At 60.5% G+C, this 16600-nt stretch carries 11 protein-coding genes and 3 pseudogenes; 12 read left to right on the top strand and 2 right to left on the bottom strand.

The window, feature by feature from the left end; genetic code table 11:
- Window positions 1-26 precede the first annotated feature (26 nt).
- The 6 genes from AC066S_RS11970 (at window position 27) to AC066S_RS11945 (ending at window position 6181) form a co-directional block, all read left to right on the top strand.
- On the top strand, window positions 27-764 hold the full coding sequence (locus tag AC066S_RS11970) for a DUF2092 domain-containing protein (RefSeq protein WP_478269748.1): 738 nt from the start codon (window positions 27-29) through the stop codon (window positions 762-764).
- Window positions 761-1048, top strand: a complete 288-nt coding sequence (locus tag AC066S_RS11965) for a hypothetical protein (protein WP_126259929.1) — start codon at window positions 761-763, stop codon at window positions 1046-1048. The genes AC066S_RS11970 and AC066S_RS11965 overlap by 4 nt, the downstream gene beginning before the upstream one ends.
- A 93-nt stretch (window positions 1049-1141) precedes the next feature.
- Window positions 1142-3034 carry an ATP-binding protein gene (locus AC066S_RS11960; protein WP_126259928.1) on the top strand — a complete coding sequence of 631 codons (1893 nt, stop codon included), beginning with the start codon at window positions 1142-1144 and terminating at the stop codon, window positions 3032-3034.
- Window positions 3035-3147: 113 nt separating this feature from the next.
- Window positions 3148-4812, top strand: coding sequence for a DUF3300 domain-containing protein (locus AC066S_RS11955; protein ID WP_478269747.1), 1665 nt, complete (start codon window positions 3148-3150; stop codon window positions 4810-4812).
- Complete coding sequence (locus tag AC066S_RS11950) at window positions 4809-5738, top strand: DUF2950 domain-containing protein (protein WP_478269746.1); 930 nt, start codon at window positions 4809-4811, stop codon at window positions 5736-5738. The genes AC066S_RS11955 and AC066S_RS11950 overlap by 4 nt, the downstream gene beginning before the upstream one ends.
- Entirely contained in the window at window positions 5735-6181 is a 447-nt protein-coding gene (locus tag AC066S_RS11945) for a hypothetical protein (protein ID WP_478269745.1), read from the top strand. The genes AC066S_RS11950 and AC066S_RS11945 overlap by 4 nt, the downstream gene beginning before the upstream one ends.
- 169 nt (window positions 6182-6350) lie before the next feature.
- On the opposite strand, the gene AC066S_RS11940 is transcribed toward AC066S_RS11945, so the two are convergent.
- The gene (locus AC066S_RS11940; protein WP_167772156.1) at window positions 6351-6629 is read right to left on the bottom strand and encodes a hypothetical protein; all 279 of its coding nucleotides are present in this window, start codon (window positions 6627-6629) and stop codon (window positions 6351-6353) included.
- Between the two features lie 201 nt (window positions 6630-6830).
- Between AC066S_RS11940 and AC066S_RS11935 the strand changes: the two genes are divergently transcribed.
- From AC066S_RS11935 to AC066S_RS11920, 4 genes and pseudogenes are all read left to right on the top strand, one after another.
- The gene (locus tag AC066S_RS11935) at window positions 6831-7904 is read left to right on the top strand and encodes a SphA family protein (protein ID WP_478269744.1); all 1074 of its coding nucleotides are present in this window, start codon (window positions 6831-6833) and stop codon (window positions 7902-7904) included.
- Between the two features lie 839 nt (window positions 7905-8743).
- On the top strand, window positions 8744-10201 hold the full coding sequence (locus AC066S_RS11930; RefSeq protein WP_478269743.1) for a DUF1254 domain-containing protein: 1458 nt from the start codon (window positions 8744-8746) through the stop codon (window positions 10199-10201).
- 113 nt (window positions 10202-10314) lie between these two features.
- A complete protein-coding gene (locus AC066S_RS11925; RefSeq protein WP_478269742.1) occupies window positions 10315-11757 on the top strand; it encodes a DUF1254 domain-containing protein in 1443 nt (480 codons plus the stop codon).
- A 274-nt stretch (window positions 11758-12031) separates the two neighbouring features.
- Window positions 12032-12204, top strand: a pseudogene (locus AC066S_RS11920) (isochorismatase family protein); the annotation flags it as partial.
- A gap of 1126 nt (window positions 12205-13330) precedes the next feature.
- Here AC066S_RS11920 and AC066S_RS11915 read toward each other — a convergent pair.
- The gene (locus AC066S_RS11915) at window positions 13331-14350 is read right to left on the bottom strand and encodes an Lnb N-terminal periplasmic domain-containing protein (RefSeq protein WP_478269741.1); all 1020 of its coding nucleotides are present in this window, start codon (window positions 14348-14350) and stop codon (window positions 13331-13333) included.
- Window positions 14351-14588: 238 nt separating this feature from the next.
- On the opposite strand from AC066S_RS11915, the pseudogene AC066S_RS11910 reads away from it, so the two are divergent.
- Window positions 14589-15290, top strand: a pseudogene (locus tag AC066S_RS11910) (patatin-like phospholipase family protein); the annotation flags it as partial.
- A pseudogene (locus tag AC066S_RS11905) lies at window positions 15289-16578 on the top strand (GntP family permease); the annotation flags it as partial. The pseudogenes AC066S_RS11910 and AC066S_RS11905, both read left to right, overlap by 2 nt.
- Window positions 16579-16600 lie beyond the last annotated feature (22 nt).

Raw genomic sequence — 16600 nt, 5'->3', positions numbered from 1 at the left:
CCGCAATTGGAGCAGTCGGCACGGCCTTGCTGCTCGCCGCCATTTCACCGGCCTGCGCTGATGACCCGGCGAAGATCCTCAAGTCGATGGCCGATTATCTGGCGAGCCAGAAATCCCTGTCGGCTTCGTTCGACAGCGATATTGAGATCATTACACCTGAGCTTCAGAAGATTCAGTTCGCGAGCTCAGGGCAATTCAAGCTGAGCAGGCCCGACAAGTTGCGGGTCAGGCGCACCGGCGGTTACGCCGACGTCGAGCTGGTCTATGACGGCAAGACGGTGTCGCTCTACGGTAACGACGCCAAGTCCTACATGCAGGCAGATGCGCCCGACACGGTGGACAAGGTGATCGACACGCTTCAGGCATCGTCGGGCGCAGCCATGCCAGGCACCGATCTGTTGCTCTCCAATGCGTACGAAGAACTGGTGCAGACCGCGACGGAGGGCAAGCATATCGGCCACGGCGTGGTTGACGGCGTCGAGTGCGAACATCTGGCATTCCGTACAGCCGACACCGACTGGCAGATCTGGATCGAGATCGGCGCCAGTCCGGTGCCCCGCAAATACGTGATCACCAGCAAGACGCTGACCGGTGCGCCGCAATACACGCTGCGCATCAAGGATTGGAAGACCGACGCCTTCGCCGATCCCGACACTTTCGTGTTCAAGGTGCCCGCCGGCGCGACCAAGGTGACACTGGATTCGGCGGCGATGATCGAATTCGACGAGCTTCCCCCCGGCACACCTTCAGGAGCCAAGAAATGATCATGTTGCGGAAACTGTTGATCGGCACTTCGGCGGCAACCGCCTTTGCTGCCGGCCTGTTCTGGAATGACACAGGCGGAGTCTTCGACCGCAGCTTCGTTGCGGAGGCTGAGGCCAGGGTGGGCCGGCCGCTGACACCGATGAGCTATGCCGGTGTGGCCCGGCGGACGACGCGGCGCGCGGTGGTCGGGGCGGGCGTCGCGGCGGGCGCGGCCGGAGCCTATTATGGATCGTCTTGCGTTCAGGTCGTCGATGCTTACGGACGCATCGTCACGCGCTGCTGAGACGAGTTACGGTCGCGCGGACGCTGGCGGCGCTATGCAATTCCCGCTAGAATTTCTCCGGAAAGCGGCGTTCGAACCCGCGCGGGAATGATGATGAGCGCGAGCGGGACCAATCGGACCGTTAAGTTCCGGCGGGCCACGGCGATCATGCTGTGGCTCGGCCTGATCCTCGCTGCATGCACCCCATCTGGGCCGGCCGGCGCCGAACCTCGCTATCGCGAGCTGAAGCGCGTGCTGCTGCTGCATTCCTTCGGGCGGGAATTCCGACCCTGGAGCGAATATGCGCGGAGCATCAAGGCCGAGCTCGAACGGCAATCGCCTTGGCCGCTCGACATCCAGGAGCACACGTTGCTCACGTCACGCTTCAACAATCCAGGTCCCGAAGCGCCTTTCGTCGAATATCTCAGCTCGCTCTATCAGGGTGCGCCGCCCGATATCGTGGTGAGCATCGGCGCACCTGCCGCGCGCTTCGTGCAGCAATATAGAGCGAAACTGTTTCCCGATACACCGACCGTCGTGACCGTGGTCGAGCAGCGGCTGGTGAATCCTGTTGATCTCACCGACCGTGACGTCGTCGTGGCGGTCCGCAACGATTTCGTGGCCGCGTTCAACAATATTCTCCAGCTCCTTCCGGATACCAGGACGGTGGCCGTCGTGATCGGTGCCTCGCCGCTGGAGAAGTTCTGGATCGAGGAGGTGAAACGAGAGCTGAAGCCGCTGGAGGGCCGGATCGACCTCGTTTGGTACTCCGACCTGTCGTTCGACGATATCCTCAAGCGTGCGTCAGTACTTCCACAGCATACTGTGTTGTTCTGGGGGCTGATGTCGGTGGACGCCGCGGGCATCGTGCACGAAGGCGACATCGCCCTGCAAAGCCTTCATGCCGTCGCGAATGTGCCGATCTTTTCCTACCAGGAACCGTTTTTCGGCGGCAGCACGGTCGGAGGTCCGATGCATTCCGTCTCCGAAACGACCTCGAAGACCGTCGACGCCGTGACAAAGATTCTTGGCGGCGAGAAGCCGGTCGATATCACCTACGCGCCGATTGGATTTGCCCGACCGAAATACGATTGGCGGGAACTGCGGCGCTGGGACATCAGTGAAGGCAATTTGCCGCCTGGCAGTGCGATCCTGTTCCGCGAGCCGACGCTCTGGGAAAGGTACAGGTGGCAGGTGCTGCTGTTGGCGAGCGTGATCCTGGTGCAGAGCGGCCTGATCGGTGGTCTGCTGCACGAGCGCAGGCGCCGCCAATGTGCCGAGGTCGAATCGCGCCAGCGACTTGCCGAGCTTGCCCACGTCAACCGTTATGCGGCTGCCGGCGAGCTGACGGCCTCGATCGCGCACGAGCTGAACCAGCCTCTCGGCTCGATCCTCACCAATACCGAAACCGCAGAGCTCATGCTGAAGGGCGCCTCGCCCAACCTGGAGGAGATCGGCGAGATCCTCGCCGATATCAGGCGCGACGATCAGCGGGCGAGCGAGGTGATCCGCAGGCTGCGCAGCGTTCTGAGGAAGACGCCGTTCGAGGTCCGGGATATCGAGCTCAACGCGACAGTGCGGGACGCGATTGGGCTTGTCGTTGCCCTCGCCAACGGACGGAGGATCGCATTGACCTTCATGCCGGTCCTCCTTGATCTTCACGTCAAGGGCGACCCGGTCCAGCTCCAGCAGGTCATCCTCAATCTGGTCATCAATGCGATGGACGCGATCTCGGATGCGGAAATGGTCAAGCGCGAGGTTAGCGTGAGCACCGTGCGGGCCGGCGCCCACGCCGAGATCAGAGTCGCCGACACTGGTCCGGGAATCGCGGCCTCCGATCTCGCGAAGGTCTTCGATCCGTTCTTCACCACCAAGCCGCAAGGGATAGGTATTGGGCTCGCGATCGCCAGGACGATCATCGAGGCCCATGACGGCACGATCTCTGCCGCGAACCGATCCTCAGGTGGGGCGCTTTTCACGATCCGGCTCCCGATCATGCGCAGATAGCTGAAACCATCATGGCGGCACGCCGAAGGCGTGACGCCATTTCATTGATCTCGATCAACAAACGTCTGACGGCCAGCCCGATCCTCCCGCTCGAACGTGCAATGGAGGGAGTGATGTTTCGCTGCTGTAAGACTTTTATGGCGCTTGCATTGGTCGTTGCGGTTCCCGTTGCAGCGACGGCGCAGACCCCAGCGCCGGTGTCGCCGAGCACACAGGCCCAGCCCGCCACTCCGCCAGCTCCGACCGCAGACCTGTTGAAGCCTGAGCAGCTTGAGGCATTGGTCGCGCCGATCGCGCTCTATCCCGACGAACTGCTTGCCAACGTGCTGGCGGCCTCGACCTATCCGCTCGAAGTTGTGCAAGCGGACCGCTGGTTGAAGCAGAACAAGGCTCTGAAGGGCGATGCGCTGAAGACCCAGGTGGACAAGCAAGCCTGGGACGACAGCGTCAAGGCGCTCAGCAGCACCGCCGACGTCCTGACCATGATGAGCGACCAGCTCGAATGGACCAAGAAGCTCGGTGACGCCTTCCTCGCGCAGCAGGCGGACGTGATGGATGCGATCCAACGCCTGCGCAACAAGGCCTACGACAACAAGAAGCTGGTCACGACAAAGCAGCAGAAGGTCAGCGTCCAGTCTCAGGAGGGCAAGCAGGTCGTCGTCATCCAGCAGGCCGATCCCTCGGCGATGTACGTGCCGTATTACGATCCCGCGACGGTCTATGGCGGCTGGCCCTATGCGGAGTACCCGCCCTATTACTGGGGCTACCCATCCTATATAGGCGCCGGCATGGTGGCGGCCGGCATTGCCTTCGGCACCGCCTGGGCGATCGGGCGCTGGGGCAATTACTGGGGCGGCGGCTGCAACTGGGGTAACCGTAACGTCTACGTCAATCATCGCACCACCAACGTCGGCAACGGCTGGCAGCACAATCCGGCACATCGTCAGGGCGTGCGCTACAACAACACCAACGTTCAGCAGCGTTTCGGCAACAACAATCTGAAAGCCGGCGCGTCGGATCGAATGGATTTCCGAGGCCGTGACGGCAATCAGGTGCTGCGTCCGAGCCAGGGTGCGGGAGATCGCGCGGGTGACCGGGCCGGAGACCGCGCTGGAGACCGCGGCGATCGTTCGGGAGCAGGTGATCGCGCCGGTGCAGGTACGCGAGACCGGCCGGGCGGCGGCGATCGAGCCGCTGCGAGTGATCGCGCCAAGGGTGCCGGCAACCGGACCAAGGGCGGCGGTGATCGTGCGAAGGCTGCAAATCGCGCCGGCGGCGGTGCGGCCAACCGCGGCGGCGGTGGAAATCGCGGCAGCGCGATGAACGTCTCGTCCGGCCGCTCCGCGGCCGCGGCGTCGGCGCGTGGACGATCCAGCATGGCGAGCATGCCGCGCGGCGGTGGCGGACCGAGCATGGCCGGCCGTGGCGGCGGCGGAATGTCGATGGGCGGTGGTGGCGGATTCCGCGGTGGCGGCGGAGGCGGCTTCCGCGGAGGCGGCGGCGGCGGCCGGCGCTCGGACATGGCGCTGAAGCATGATGTCGTCCTGCTTGGCCATCTCGGTAATGGGCTCGGCTACTATCGCTTCAGCTATATCGGAAGTGACAAGGCCTATGTCGGCGTCATGGCGCAGGAGGTCGAACAAGTTGCGCCGAACGCTGTGACGCGCGGCAGCGACGGGTATCTGCGGGTTTATTACGAGAAGCTTGGTCTGAAATTCCGCACTTACCGCGACTGGATCGCCGACGGTGAGAGGATTCCTGCGGAGGTGACGCCATGACAGGTCTGACATCGTTTCGTCGTGCCTTGTTGCCGGGCATCATGGCCCTGGCGCTGCTTGGCTCCGCGTCACAGGCACAGCAATCCTACAAGACACCGGAGGACGCAGCTACGGCACTTGCGGCCGCGGTCAAGAGCGGACCGCGCGATATCCTGAAGGTGCTCGGCAAGGCAGCCGAGGACCTCGTCTTCTCCGGCGATGAGGTTGCCGACGACAACATACGCCAGCGCTTCGTGTCCATGTATGACGCCAAGCACGGCATCAAGGCCGAGGGCAATAAGACCGCGACCCTGTTACTGGGGCAGGACGATTTCCCGTTCCCGATTCCGCTGGTCAACACCAGGACCGGCTGGGAGTTCGACACCGACGAGGGACGCATCGAGGTGCTTCGCCGCCGCATCGGCCGCAACGAGCTCGATGCGATCCAGACCGCGCTCGCTTTTGTCGATGCCCAGAACGAGTATGCCGACAAGGATCGCGGCGACGGCGCCGGCGTCTACGCGCAGCGCATCGTCTCTTCACCCGGCAAGAAAGACGGCCTGTTCTGGCGCGACGACAGCGATCCGAGCCCGCTCGGCGCGCTCGTGGCCGAGGCTTCGAAGGAGGGCTATCGCGCCGGCGATGCCGGTCCTGCACCGTATCATGGCTACTACTTCCACATCTTGAAGGGACAAGGCCCTGACGCGCCCGGCGGCGCGCTCAATTACGTCGTCAAGGGCAAGATGATCGGCGGTTTCGCGCTGATCGCGTGGCCTGCGGAATACGGCAATTCCGGCGTGAAGACCTTCCTGGTCAACCATGCCGGCACCGTCTACGAGAAGGATCTCGGCAGCCGAACCGATTTCGTCGCCTCGCGTACCACGCTGTTCAATCCCGATCAGACCTGGAAAAAGGTCGATGCCGCAAAACCCTTGAACGGCGAATGATGCTGCGAGGGCGCGCATCTCCCGTCGCCGCGGTCGTCGTGCTGGCGCTCGCCCTTGTCGCGCCGTGTACGCAATCCTTCGCGCAGGCCGCCGGGCACGTCCACGCCAGGATCGTCAAAGCCGGCCTCCTGGTCGGCGGCGGTGCCGGCAGCGGCGTGCTGACCTATCGCGGCAAGACCTATCCGTTCAAAATCACCGGCATGAGCGTCGGCATCACCGCCGGAGCCACCGTTGGCCGGCTCGACGGCTGGGCCTCAGGCATCCGCGACGTCAGCGATTTCGCCGGCACCTACAGCTCTGTCGGCGGCGGCTTTGCCCTCGTCGGCGGCGCCAACGGCGTCCAGCTGCGCAACGAGAAGGGCGTGAACATGGTTCTGCGGGGACCCAAGGCTGGCCTCGAACTCGCGGCCAACGTCAGCGCGATCACGATAAGCCTCAAATGAGATGCACGGAGCCTTGTTGAGGTTGTTTCTGGTGCGAACCTGGTGCGGTCTGCGATCCATCAGTCTAGTGGCCACTCGTACGGTGGGGGCCCATAGCCGACGCTATCGGGTGAGGAACGGAAAATGATCTTCGCAAGTAGCATGTCGTTTACGAGCGAAGCTGGAAACGCTATCGGAGCCGCTCCACCTTCGCCGCCATATCGGGGACGCGGCTTACTCTGTAGGTCGCGTTGCTGCATTTGAGAACCCAGACCTCGTGGTCGGGCTTCGATCGCTTCGCGTCCTTCACTGCACTGAGCGGCTTGCCGCAATCATTGCCTTGCATGCGTATCTGGGCAGCCAGCATGACCTGCGGCGTCTCCTCGATCGCGCGTGCGGGAGATCCCACGAGACTACTTCCCGAACTGCCGACGGCCAGAGCCAGGACGATACCAACGAGCTTCGACATATATCCCTCCCTCTCAAACGCTACAGGCCTTCTTTCTGGTCAACCGTGCTGTCGGTATTTCTCCCGGTCCTCGCAATAAGCGGCGGGCTTGAGTGCCTTCAGAGCAACATCGAGTGTCAAATCTGAGGGTACAGTACCATAGAGCGAGACATTCTATCGCGGGTTGATACACTGTCATTTGCTGGCGGGGACGACAAGCAAATGACGCGATGCATCTCCGAACCAAAGTCTCGTTATCGGCTCATCCGCGCAGCTTTCGGCCTGGCTACGGCGATGGCCGGATTCTTGTCCGACGCTGCGTATGCCGACGAGGACGGCGTCTCGTACTGGCTTCCGGGGCGTTTCAGCAGCCTCGCGGCAGTCCCCGCGGTCCCGGGCTGGTCGATGGCCGAGGTCTACTATCACACGACCGTGTCCGCCTTCGGTAACGCAGCCGCGGCAAGAGAAGTTCGCGTCGGCCGGATCCCCGCTAACGTCAATGTCGATTTGAGTCTGCGTCTAAACGCGCAGGCGGATCTTGTCTTGCTCAACCCAACCTATACGTTCGCGACGCCGGTGCTCGGCGGACAATTGGCGATCGGCATGACCGGCCTGTTTGGCCGATCCGCTGCAGCGCTCGATGGAACGCTGACAACGGCAGTTGGGCCCTTTGCGACAACACGCACCGGCACCCTCTCCGATTCGGTCTCCTCCATCGGCGACCTATATCCGCAGGTGACGCTGAAGTGGAACGCTGGCGTCCACAATTTCATGACCTATTTGACCGGCGACATTCCGGTTGGCGCATACTCTGCAAATCGTCTTGCAAACCTTGGCATCGGTCACGGCGCGATCGACGGCGGCGGTGGCTACACCTATTTCAATGAGAAACTGGGGCACGAATTTTCGGCGGTTGCCGGGTTTACCTACAATTTCAAGAACCCTGACACGCAGTACCAAAGTGGCATCGATTTCCACATCGATTGGGGCGCTTCGCAGTTTCTCTCGAAGCAGCTCTTCGTCGGGGCGGTCGGCTACTACTACCAACAGATCACGGACGATTTCGGCCAGCCCCCGATCCTGGGTGGTTTCCGGTCGCGCGTGGTGGGAGTCGGTCCTCAGATCGGATACCTGTTTCCGGTCGGCGACATGCAGGGATATCTGAACCTGAAAGGGTACGGCGAGTTTGCCGCAGAAAATCGGCCGGCTGGCTGGAACACGTGGCTGACTTTCTCGCTGTCGCCGATGGCGCCCACGAGCACTGCGGCGCCGACGCGGCGAATAGCTACGAAATAAGAGAGGCACGCGGCGGTGCGACCAAATCACGCAGCGAAGTCGCTGCGCCACGGCACATGACAACTAAAAATTGCGGGAAATACTGCGAAGCAAAAGTCGTCGGGAATCAACAAGGTTTCCCGTAACATTGGCTAAGTCGCACGAGCTGCATTCTTCGAACGACTTGCTACAGCGCGGGCGCGACGTGGAACAAGATCATGGCCGGAGCTGGCGTGCTGTGCTAGCGTCGTGCTCGTAGAGGCTGACGAAATATTTTTTCGCACCCACGTTTAGCGACAAGCACCTTATCACCAGCAAGACCAGCGCATCCGTTTCGATCTCTGCGGACGCCATGCAGCGTTTTCGGCAGGCGATGTTGCATGTCCTTCTCGCGCAGTAGCGCGACGGCCCTGTGGGATGAAGATCCCACGCATCATAGTGAAGGTCAGAAAGGGTGTTTGACATGCTCCTGCGGGTCCCAGGACTGACCTTATCTTTCTGCCTTGCCGCGCTGTCGGCTCAGTGAAGGGTGAAGCGTCAGAGCTTTGGCGCCGACGTTCGATTTCTCGCCGGCCACCGATCGGCTGCTTGCAGACAAAATCATCGGGAAGCCTGCCGAACCTCCCAAACAGGAGGAGGCAAACATGAAGCGTGCAAAACTGGTTCAGATCGCTGAATTACTGGCAACGATGGTGTTGGGGGGTATGGAGGCAGACGTTGCGCAACACCGCCGGTCTCGCATTCCCTGAAAACAATCGGTACGTCCACGGCGGCGGTCAAGCCGGAGATCGTGTCTTCGCTGTTCGTATCGAATTCCCGTGGAAATCAGAAATCGCCAAATCGTAAGAGGAGGATTCGACATGTTTCGAGGAATTCTGACGCTGATAATTTCTCTTTGCCTCGGCGCGGCGGCCGCGCCTGCCGCGCGGGCGCAGGGCACTGCATCGGCCATCACCGAACAAGAGGCGCATGCCATCGCGGTGGATACCTATGTCTACTTTTACTCGTTGATGTCGATGGACATCACGAGAAAGCAATTCACCAACGGCACGACCGATTTCCGAGGTCCGATGAATACCTTTGTCAACGTGCCGGAATACCCCCCGGCGGATTTCAAGGGCGTTGTGCGGTCGAACTTCGATACGCTGTATTCCGCCTCCTGGCTGGACATGACCAAGGAGCCCGTCGTCATCTCCGTACCAGATACAAATGGGCGCTACTATCTGCTGCCGATGCTCGACATGTGGACCGACGTCTTCGCATCGCCCGGCTGGCGAACGACGGGCACCAAGGCCGGTACGTTTCTGATCACACCCCCGGGCTGGCGGCCCGATCTGCGCGACAGGTTCGCGGAAGAATTCAGGCTTCCGGGCGACACCCAACGCATTGAAGCGCCGACGCCCTATGTCTGGGTGATCGGCCGCACCAAGACGGATGGCCCGCCGGATTACGATGCCGTCCATAAGATTCAGGCCGGTTACAAGGTCACGTTGCTTTCCGAGTACGGCAAGACACCGAAGCCGGTCGAATTCAAGCCGGACCCAGGCATCGACATGAAGACGCCGCCGAAGGTCCAGGTCGACACCATGTCGGCCGGCGTGTACTTCGCCAACGCCGCAGAGCTGCTCAAGCTTCACCCGCCGCACGTTACCGATGAGCCGATCGTCGCGCGGATGAAGAAGATCGGCATCGAGCCTGGCAAGAGTTTTGACATCGGCAAGCTCGATCCGGTGTTGCAACGGGCGCTGGAGACCGCACCGCAGGATGGCCAGAAGCTGATGGCATGGAAAGTGCCGACACTGGCGCGGGTCGCGAACGGCTGGTCGATGAACACCGATACGATGGGTGTCTACGGCAACTACTATTTGAAGCGAGCCATCGTCGCCCAACTTGGGCTGGGCGCGAACCTGCCCGAGGATGCCATCTATCCGCTCAATCTCGGCGACGAGACCGGCAAGCCGCTGGATGGAGCCAACAAGTACACAATTACGTTTGAGAAGGGCGCCGCCCCGCCGGTCAATGCCTTCTGGTCGATCACGCTATACGACCCCGAAGGTTTCCAGGTCGGCAACGTGCTCAACCGTTTTGCGGTGAGCAGCTGGATGCCGTTCAAGTACAACGCAGACGGGTCGCTCGATATTTTCTTCCAGAGCGATAGTCCGGGCAAGGACAAGGATGCCAACTGGCTTCCGGCGCCGAAGGGAGCCTTCAATCTGACCATGCGCCTCTACAGCCCGAAGTCCGATGCGCTAACCGGAAAATGGAATCCGCCGCCGGTCGTGAAGACGCAGGCGGGAACGGTGGGCTTGGCTCAATAAAAGTTGAATTGAACGCCGGCGCTTTGGCGCCGGCGTTCGACCGCACGAGCACAAACACCTCTGGAAGACCGATCGTTCGAAGCTGAAGCGGGTTGATCCTGAAGGAGATTCACATGTTGACCAAACGTGAACTGCTTCGCACTGCTGCAATGACGACGATCACCCTTGCAGCGACAAGGACCGTGCCGGCGTTTGCCCAGGCCAGCGCCGACCGACCGGGCTTCATGAAGGCAAAAGACGTTGCCGAGGCAGGCTTCATCTACGGCCTGCCGATCGTGATGAACTATGCCGTCATGTATGAATACGCCGTGGATCGCAATTCGGGGCAGTTCAAGGCGCCGTTCAATCAGATAAAGAACGAGCCCAACGTGTTCACTTACAAGGACACCGCCATCGTAACGCCGAACAGCGACACGCCCTATTCATTCGTGTGGATGGACCTGCGGGCGGAGCCGATCATTCTTTCCGTTCCGGCAGTGGACCCTAAGCGCTACTATTCGGTGATGCTCTGCGACGGCAACACCTACAACTACGGCTACATCGGTAACCGTGCCACGGGAAGCGAGGCCGGCGATTACATGGTGGTGGGGCCGGACTGGAAGGGTGCGACCCCGCCTGGAATAAAGAAGGTGTTCCGGTCAAGCACGCAGTTTTCAGTTGCCGGCTATCGCACCCAGCTTTTCAACGCCGACGACCTCGACAACGTCAAGAAGGTGCAAGACGGGTACAAAGTACAGACGCTTTCTGCCTATCTGAAACAACCGGTCACGACTGCCGCGGCGACAATCGATTTTCCAAAGATCGACAAGGAGCTCGTGAAGACCAATTTCTTCGAATTCCTCGATTTTGCCCTACAGTTTGCTCCCGTCCAGGAGAACGAGAAGGAAATGCGCGCAAAGCTTGCCACCATCGGCGTTGGACCCGGCAAGACCTTCAACTTCAGAGACCTGCCGCTGGAGCAGAAGCTCGAAATCGGCCTGGGAATGAAGGAAGGGGAGCGGAAGATCGATGAGGCTGTCGCGTCGGTCGGCAAGGATGTCAACGGCTGGCGGGTCAGTTCGTTGCCGGGCGATAGCGCGCATTACAACGGCGACTGGCTGAAGCGCGCTGTCGCCGCCAAGGCCGGCATCTACGGCAACGATGCAGTGGAGGCGGTGTACCCGCTCACTCGCACCGACAGTGATGGCCAGACACTCGATGGCAGCAAGCACACCTACACGCTGACATTCGCTCCGGGTCAGCAGCCGCCGGTGAATGCCTTCTGGTCCATCACAATGTACGACGGAAAAACGCAGCTTCTCATCGAAAACCCGATCAACCGGTACCTGATCAATTCACCGATGCTGTCCGGCATGAAGACCAGCACCGATGGATCGCTGACGTTCTACATCCAGAACAAGTCACCGGGCACCGACAAGGAAGCCAATTGGCTGCCGGCTCCGGACGGCCCGATTTATCTGGTGATGCGGCTCTACTGGCCGAAGACAGAGCCACCTTCGATCCTGCCCGCGGGCGAAGGAACCTGGCAGCCGCCCGGAATAAAGAGGGTTTCGTAGAGCTGCAAATTTCAGCCCGTGTATTGGTCCCGCCGCCGGTGAACTATTTGACGCCGTCGGGAAGTTTTGTCGTGATCTCGCGGGTCGTTGAGGTTGCGCCCAACGTGTTCGACCAGGTCACGTGCCGGAGACCGCAATCTCGCCCTGTCCCACCGATTTCAAGGACGGCAAGCCTGCCAGCGAGGGCGGTGCACAAGGCCTGCTTCTCCTGCCACGAGCCTGCTAAGGATCGCGACTACGTCTTCATCCGCTACGCCCGTTGATATCCAAAGCGGAGGCGGCGGTGCGCTTCGCTGCCGAGCTCGGTTACGCGGTCACGGTGGTCAGCGACGCCATCGCGAGCTACTCGGATCGGGAGATGCACGCAGCGCTGGAGTCAACATGCCGAACTGCGCCAGTGCCATTGTGACAACGAACGAAGCTGTTGCCGTGATCTCCTCCGGGTGAGCCTTCGCATGAGCGTCAATTCCAGGTGACATACATTGGGGTGCAGGCCAGCGCTGTCACCACAGTCCAACTGCCTGGTTGATCATATTCGATCTCGCATGGCTTCTGCACTCAGCAGCCGATGCTGGAGCGACTCTGGCGAACGTGTCCGATGTGACGCGGCTTCAGACATGCGGGGATGGGGGTGTGCGTCACGCAATGGTGAGCATACCGATTTGCCATTCGCGCAGCTGTGATTTTTCACAGCGTGTTTTTCCCGAGCGCATACCCACCTAATGTTCATCCAAGAAACTCGAAGGAAACGCGTTCAACAGAGCAGCCGATTCGAACCAGCGCGAATGCTCCGCACAAAAACAACAGCCGTTAGGAGCACGACCATGACTGGATTCAGGACCTTTGTTATTGCAGCGATGATGTCGATTGGCGCGATAAGCTCTGCAAGCGCCCAGTGCCCATTGTGGGCGACTCAAGATCCAAATTCGTTTCAGGCGCAATATCCCGATCGGGATGTGTTGAACGACTGCGAACTGACTCCAGCAGGCAGAATGGGCCTGGAACGCCCCGGCGGCGCGGCTCCCGTGTTTGGGCCCAACAGGGCTTATGAGACAGCGCCTGGCGTTGCCCAGCACCACGGCTTTCACCACCGATCGCGGTGAGCATCTGAAAATGGATCCGGATGGTCGGATTGCGGCGGAGAAACCGTAGCGCGCCAAGTCGAATGACCGAAAATCAATCCGCGCACCTTTCGGTACACGACCGCTCTCAGCGATTGCTAGGTGCTTGATCCCGCTGGTGGGCCCGGCAGGACTCGAACCTGCAACCAGACTGCATGAGCGGCCTGGATCAGCAGAACGCCCTTGTTTTTTCGAGGTTTTCTACGTCGACAATTTGCGATCTTCTGCGTTCGTTCAGGTTCATGCGGGACCCAATCGGGACCCCGACAGGACCCGAAGAACAAAGGAGAACGGCTGGCATCATATGAGATCAACCGCCATGCCCTGCGTTCCAGCCAATGCTGTGAATCTGCTTCCGTTTTCGGCGGCATAGGGGACATGGCTGGACTTGCTATTTCCGCGAGAGGTCGTAGATCAGCGATTAGACCCACAAGCTCATGAGTCCTCTCCAGTTAAGGCAGGACTATTGTCGGCAAGGATAAGCGAATCCGCTGCGAGAAATCGGCTCCGCCATCGGCCGCCTGTGCGGCTTCGTTGATCAGGGATCCTCGCCTCAGTTCATCAAATGGCAGCGTCGTGTCTATCCGGCCCGAGTGGTACAGGTAGCTGTCGATCAGTCCGTTGAGGAGATGGCGAATGTCGAACCGGCCCCTCCGGCCGGCCGCATTCGCATAGCGCACGATGTTGACCGTACAGCTGTTGGTCAACAGATGATAGAACTCTGGCTGATCGGCGAGTTCGTTGATGCGCGTCAAATAAACCAGCAGTAGACGGCGCACGTCTTCGGCCGATGCATTGAGGCGATACAGGTACACCGGCTCCTGACGATGGTTGGTACGCACGCCTACGACGTCAGGTTCTTCACCTACGACGTAGATTAACTCGAATTGCTTGAACAAGGAGGCAACGGGCGCAAAGCCTTCGCCGACTTCGGGGCGCGTCTCGATGGAGATAGCCAGTGGCGGCGTATTGTCGAAGATAAAACTCACGAACGTGTGTCCGACCGGCCCCTCGGCAAAGTAGGAAACGTAGAAATCAAGGGCAATCAAGTGCGACAGCGACACCACGCGCTCCTCGTAGCGCACAGTAAAGTCGTTCCGGCTTCGGTAGTCGAAGTTACGTACACCGGTCAGGCGCACGTGGTCGCCTTCGATAACCGCGCGCGGCATCACCGCGACTTCCGGCCGCCAATGGCGGTTGTGCGAGGGTGGGATTGCGATCCACCATGCGACGACAGCGGAAAACATCACGAGGAAGACAACGGACATGCGCCGTTGGCGCGAGAGCCAGAGCGCCCAAATCGCGAACGCCGCAAACGCTCCGGCCAAGATGGTACGTGGCCCGCCCCAAGGCAAGTTCGAGTAATAGATGGCCAGAACGGCCCATGTGACGAGTACGATCCGGCAGAGAAAGCCAATTATTTCGGTCGACCAGCCGAACGACGTGGATACGAACTTCCGGACTGAACTCACCTGCCTCCTCCTGCCGCATCAGTGCCGAACCCAGAATCGGTGCGCCGGACACCGGGGCGAGCGCACTATATTGCTAGAGAGGCGTCAGCCGGCAGTGTACACTGATTGGCGCCTCTTGCTTGAGTTGTGGTATAGACCGGACAATCGGGCCGCAATCTTGGTGAGAGATAATAAGCGCTTTTGAGAAATCAAAGCTGCAACAAAGCCTGCCGCTGCCTCCGAATACAAGGAGCCGAAAATGCAGCAAGAGCTTACCGAGGCTTCCTCCCGCACGCCCGTTCTCGTTGACTTTGCCCTGCAGGGCGGCGGCTCTCACGGCGCCTTCACCTGGGGCGCTCTTGACCGGCTGCTCGAGGAGGACTGGCTGCGCGTCGAAGCAATTTCCGGGACCTCCGCCGGAGCGATGAACGCCGCAGTGCTGGCGGACGGATGGACAAAGGGCGGAGCCGCGGGTGCCCGGGCGGCGCTCGATGTCTATTGGAGACAGGTATCGCAAGCAGCGTTTTCAGTCCCTTGCAACGTTCGCCTCTCGACCGTTTGATGGGTCGTTGGACGCTCGACACTTCTCCGCTTTATCTTGCGATGGACATGACGTCGCGCGTCTTCTCACCCTACAATCTCAATCCGTTCGGCCACAATCCGCTGCGTGCCATTCTCGCCAAAAGCATAGACTTCGAACGCCTCGCGCGCTCCCCGGTGCGGCTGTTCGTTACCGCTACCAGCGTCCGCACTGGCCGCGGGCATATTTTTCGCAATTCGGAGATCACTCCAGACGTTCGTTCTCATGGCATCCGCGTGTTTGCCGACGATGTTTCAGGCCGTTGAAATAGACGGTGAATTTTTCTGGGACGGCGGCTATGTCGGCAATCCGACCATCACACCGCTCGTGAGAGAGAGCGACGCCCACGACACGATCCTGGTGCAGATCAATCCACGCGAAGACTTTTATGGGAAGCGCCGCCGGCTTCTTTGCGCAGTTCTTTCCACTATTTTTGCTTGGGGCGTTATTTGGAAAGCTAATGGAGGATAGCGGATCGGTTGGAGCGATCGCTAGCTTCATGACTTACCAACTGGGTTCGCAGCGAGCGGTGCTTGCTGTCGTATGCGCAGGAGCACTCGTCACCTACGGCGGCGTCAGCCTTTTCGTCGCTTTTTCGTGCTTGCACCAATGGCGCAGCAGCTGTTCCGTTCGGCTGACATTCCACGGCGTTTGATGCCTGCCGCAGTTGTGCTGGGCACATCAACGTTCACCATGTCGGCATTGCCAGGCACGCCGTCGATCCAGAATGCTATTCCGATGCCCTTCTTCGGGACGACTCCATTCGCTGCTCCGGGACTGGGCGTGCTGGCATCCCTGATCATGCTGGCATTCGGGCTTTGGTGGCTCAATCGAGAAGAGACGGCGCCAGAAAACATGCTGAAGGCTTCGGCGACGACGTGCTGTTTTCACCAGATCGTCTCGCCGACGACGAAAAGCTTCGAGAGCGCGCCACGGCGTCACGCGACTTTGATCCGGCAGAGATTTCGCGTGGTCAGATGACCGATGTCCCGCCGTCGTTAGCGTTCGCCGCGCTGCCCCTCGTCGTTGTCATCGGTGTCAATCTCACAATGTCGGCTCTCATCTTGCCTCTCTCGATACATCATTCCTCGCGGAAGCTCGTTGGGGGGAACATCACTGGCGGCTGTTGGTGGCGTTTGGGCCGTCATGACGGCCCTGATATGTGCGATTGCGACCGTCATTGCGCTCAACAGGAAGCGGCTGCCGACACCTCGAATGACGATGGATGCCGGCGCAAATGCATCGGTTCTTCCTGCGATCAGCGTCGCAAGTCTGGTCGGCTTTGGCGCGGTGGTCGCGGCGCTGCCCGCCTTTGGCGTGGTGCGGGACGCGGTGTTGAATATCGGCGGCGGTCCGCTCGTCTCGTTGGCGGTCGCAACGAACCTGCTCGCGGCACTCACGGGGTCGGCATGGGGCGGACTAACGATTGCCCTTGATGCACTCGGAACGACTTACATTCAGCGCGCTGCCGAAGTTGGCCTCAATCCCGCGCTGCTGCACCGCGTAGCAGTGATCGGTTCGGGCACACTCGATAGTCTACCGCACAACGGTGCGGTGGTTACACTGCTCACCGTTTGCGGATCAACCCACCGTGAAAGTCGGCATCGTCGGTCCGATCATTGCGCTCGCCGCAATCATCATCCTTGGCTCATCATTTGGCTCGTTCTGATCCCTGACGCGGGAAGCGTGCT

It is taken from the genome of Bradyrhizobium sp. CFUWI (genome assembly GCF_056429085.1).
Note: the sequence above shows the minus strand (reverse complement) of the source record. Positions and strands in the feature narration are given on the sequence as shown.

Bases quoted from the DNA above. Each gene is read 5' to 3' on its own strand.
- AC066S_RS11965 (WP_126259929.1), top strand. From the start codon at position 761: ATGATCATGTTGCGGAAACTGTTGATCGGCACTTCGGCGGCAACCGCC.
- AC066S_RS11935 (WP_478269744.1), top strand. From the start codon at position 6,831: ATGACGCGATGCATCTCCGAACCAAAGTCTCGTTATCGGCTCATCCGC.
- AC066S_RS11955 (WP_478269747.1), top strand. From the start codon at position 3,148: ATGTTTCGCTGCTGTAAGACTTTTATGGCGCTTGCATTGGTCGTTGCG.
- AC066S_RS11945 (WP_478269745.1), top strand. From the start codon at position 5,735: ATGATGCTGCGAGGGCGCGCATCTCCCGTCGCCGCGGTCGTCGTGCTG.
- AC066S_RS11950 (WP_478269746.1), top strand. From the start codon at position 4,809: ATGACAGGTCTGACATCGTTTCGTCGTGCCTTGTTGCCGGGCATCATG.
- AC066S_RS11930 (WP_478269743.1), top strand. From the start codon at position 8,744: ATGTTTCGAGGAATTCTGACGCTGATAATTTCTCTTTGCCTCGGCGCG.
- AC066S_RS11925 (WP_478269742.1), top strand. From the start codon at position 10,315: ATGTTGACCAAACGTGAACTGCTTCGCACTGCTGCAATGACGACGATC.
- AC066S_RS11940 (WP_167772156.1), bottom strand. From the start codon at position 6,629: ATGTCGAAGCTCGTTGGTATCGTCCTGGCTCTGGCCGTCGGCAGTTCG.
- AC066S_RS11960 (WP_126259928.1), top strand. From the start codon at position 1,142: ATGAGCGCGAGCGGGACCAATCGGACCGTTAAGTTCCGGCGGGCCACG.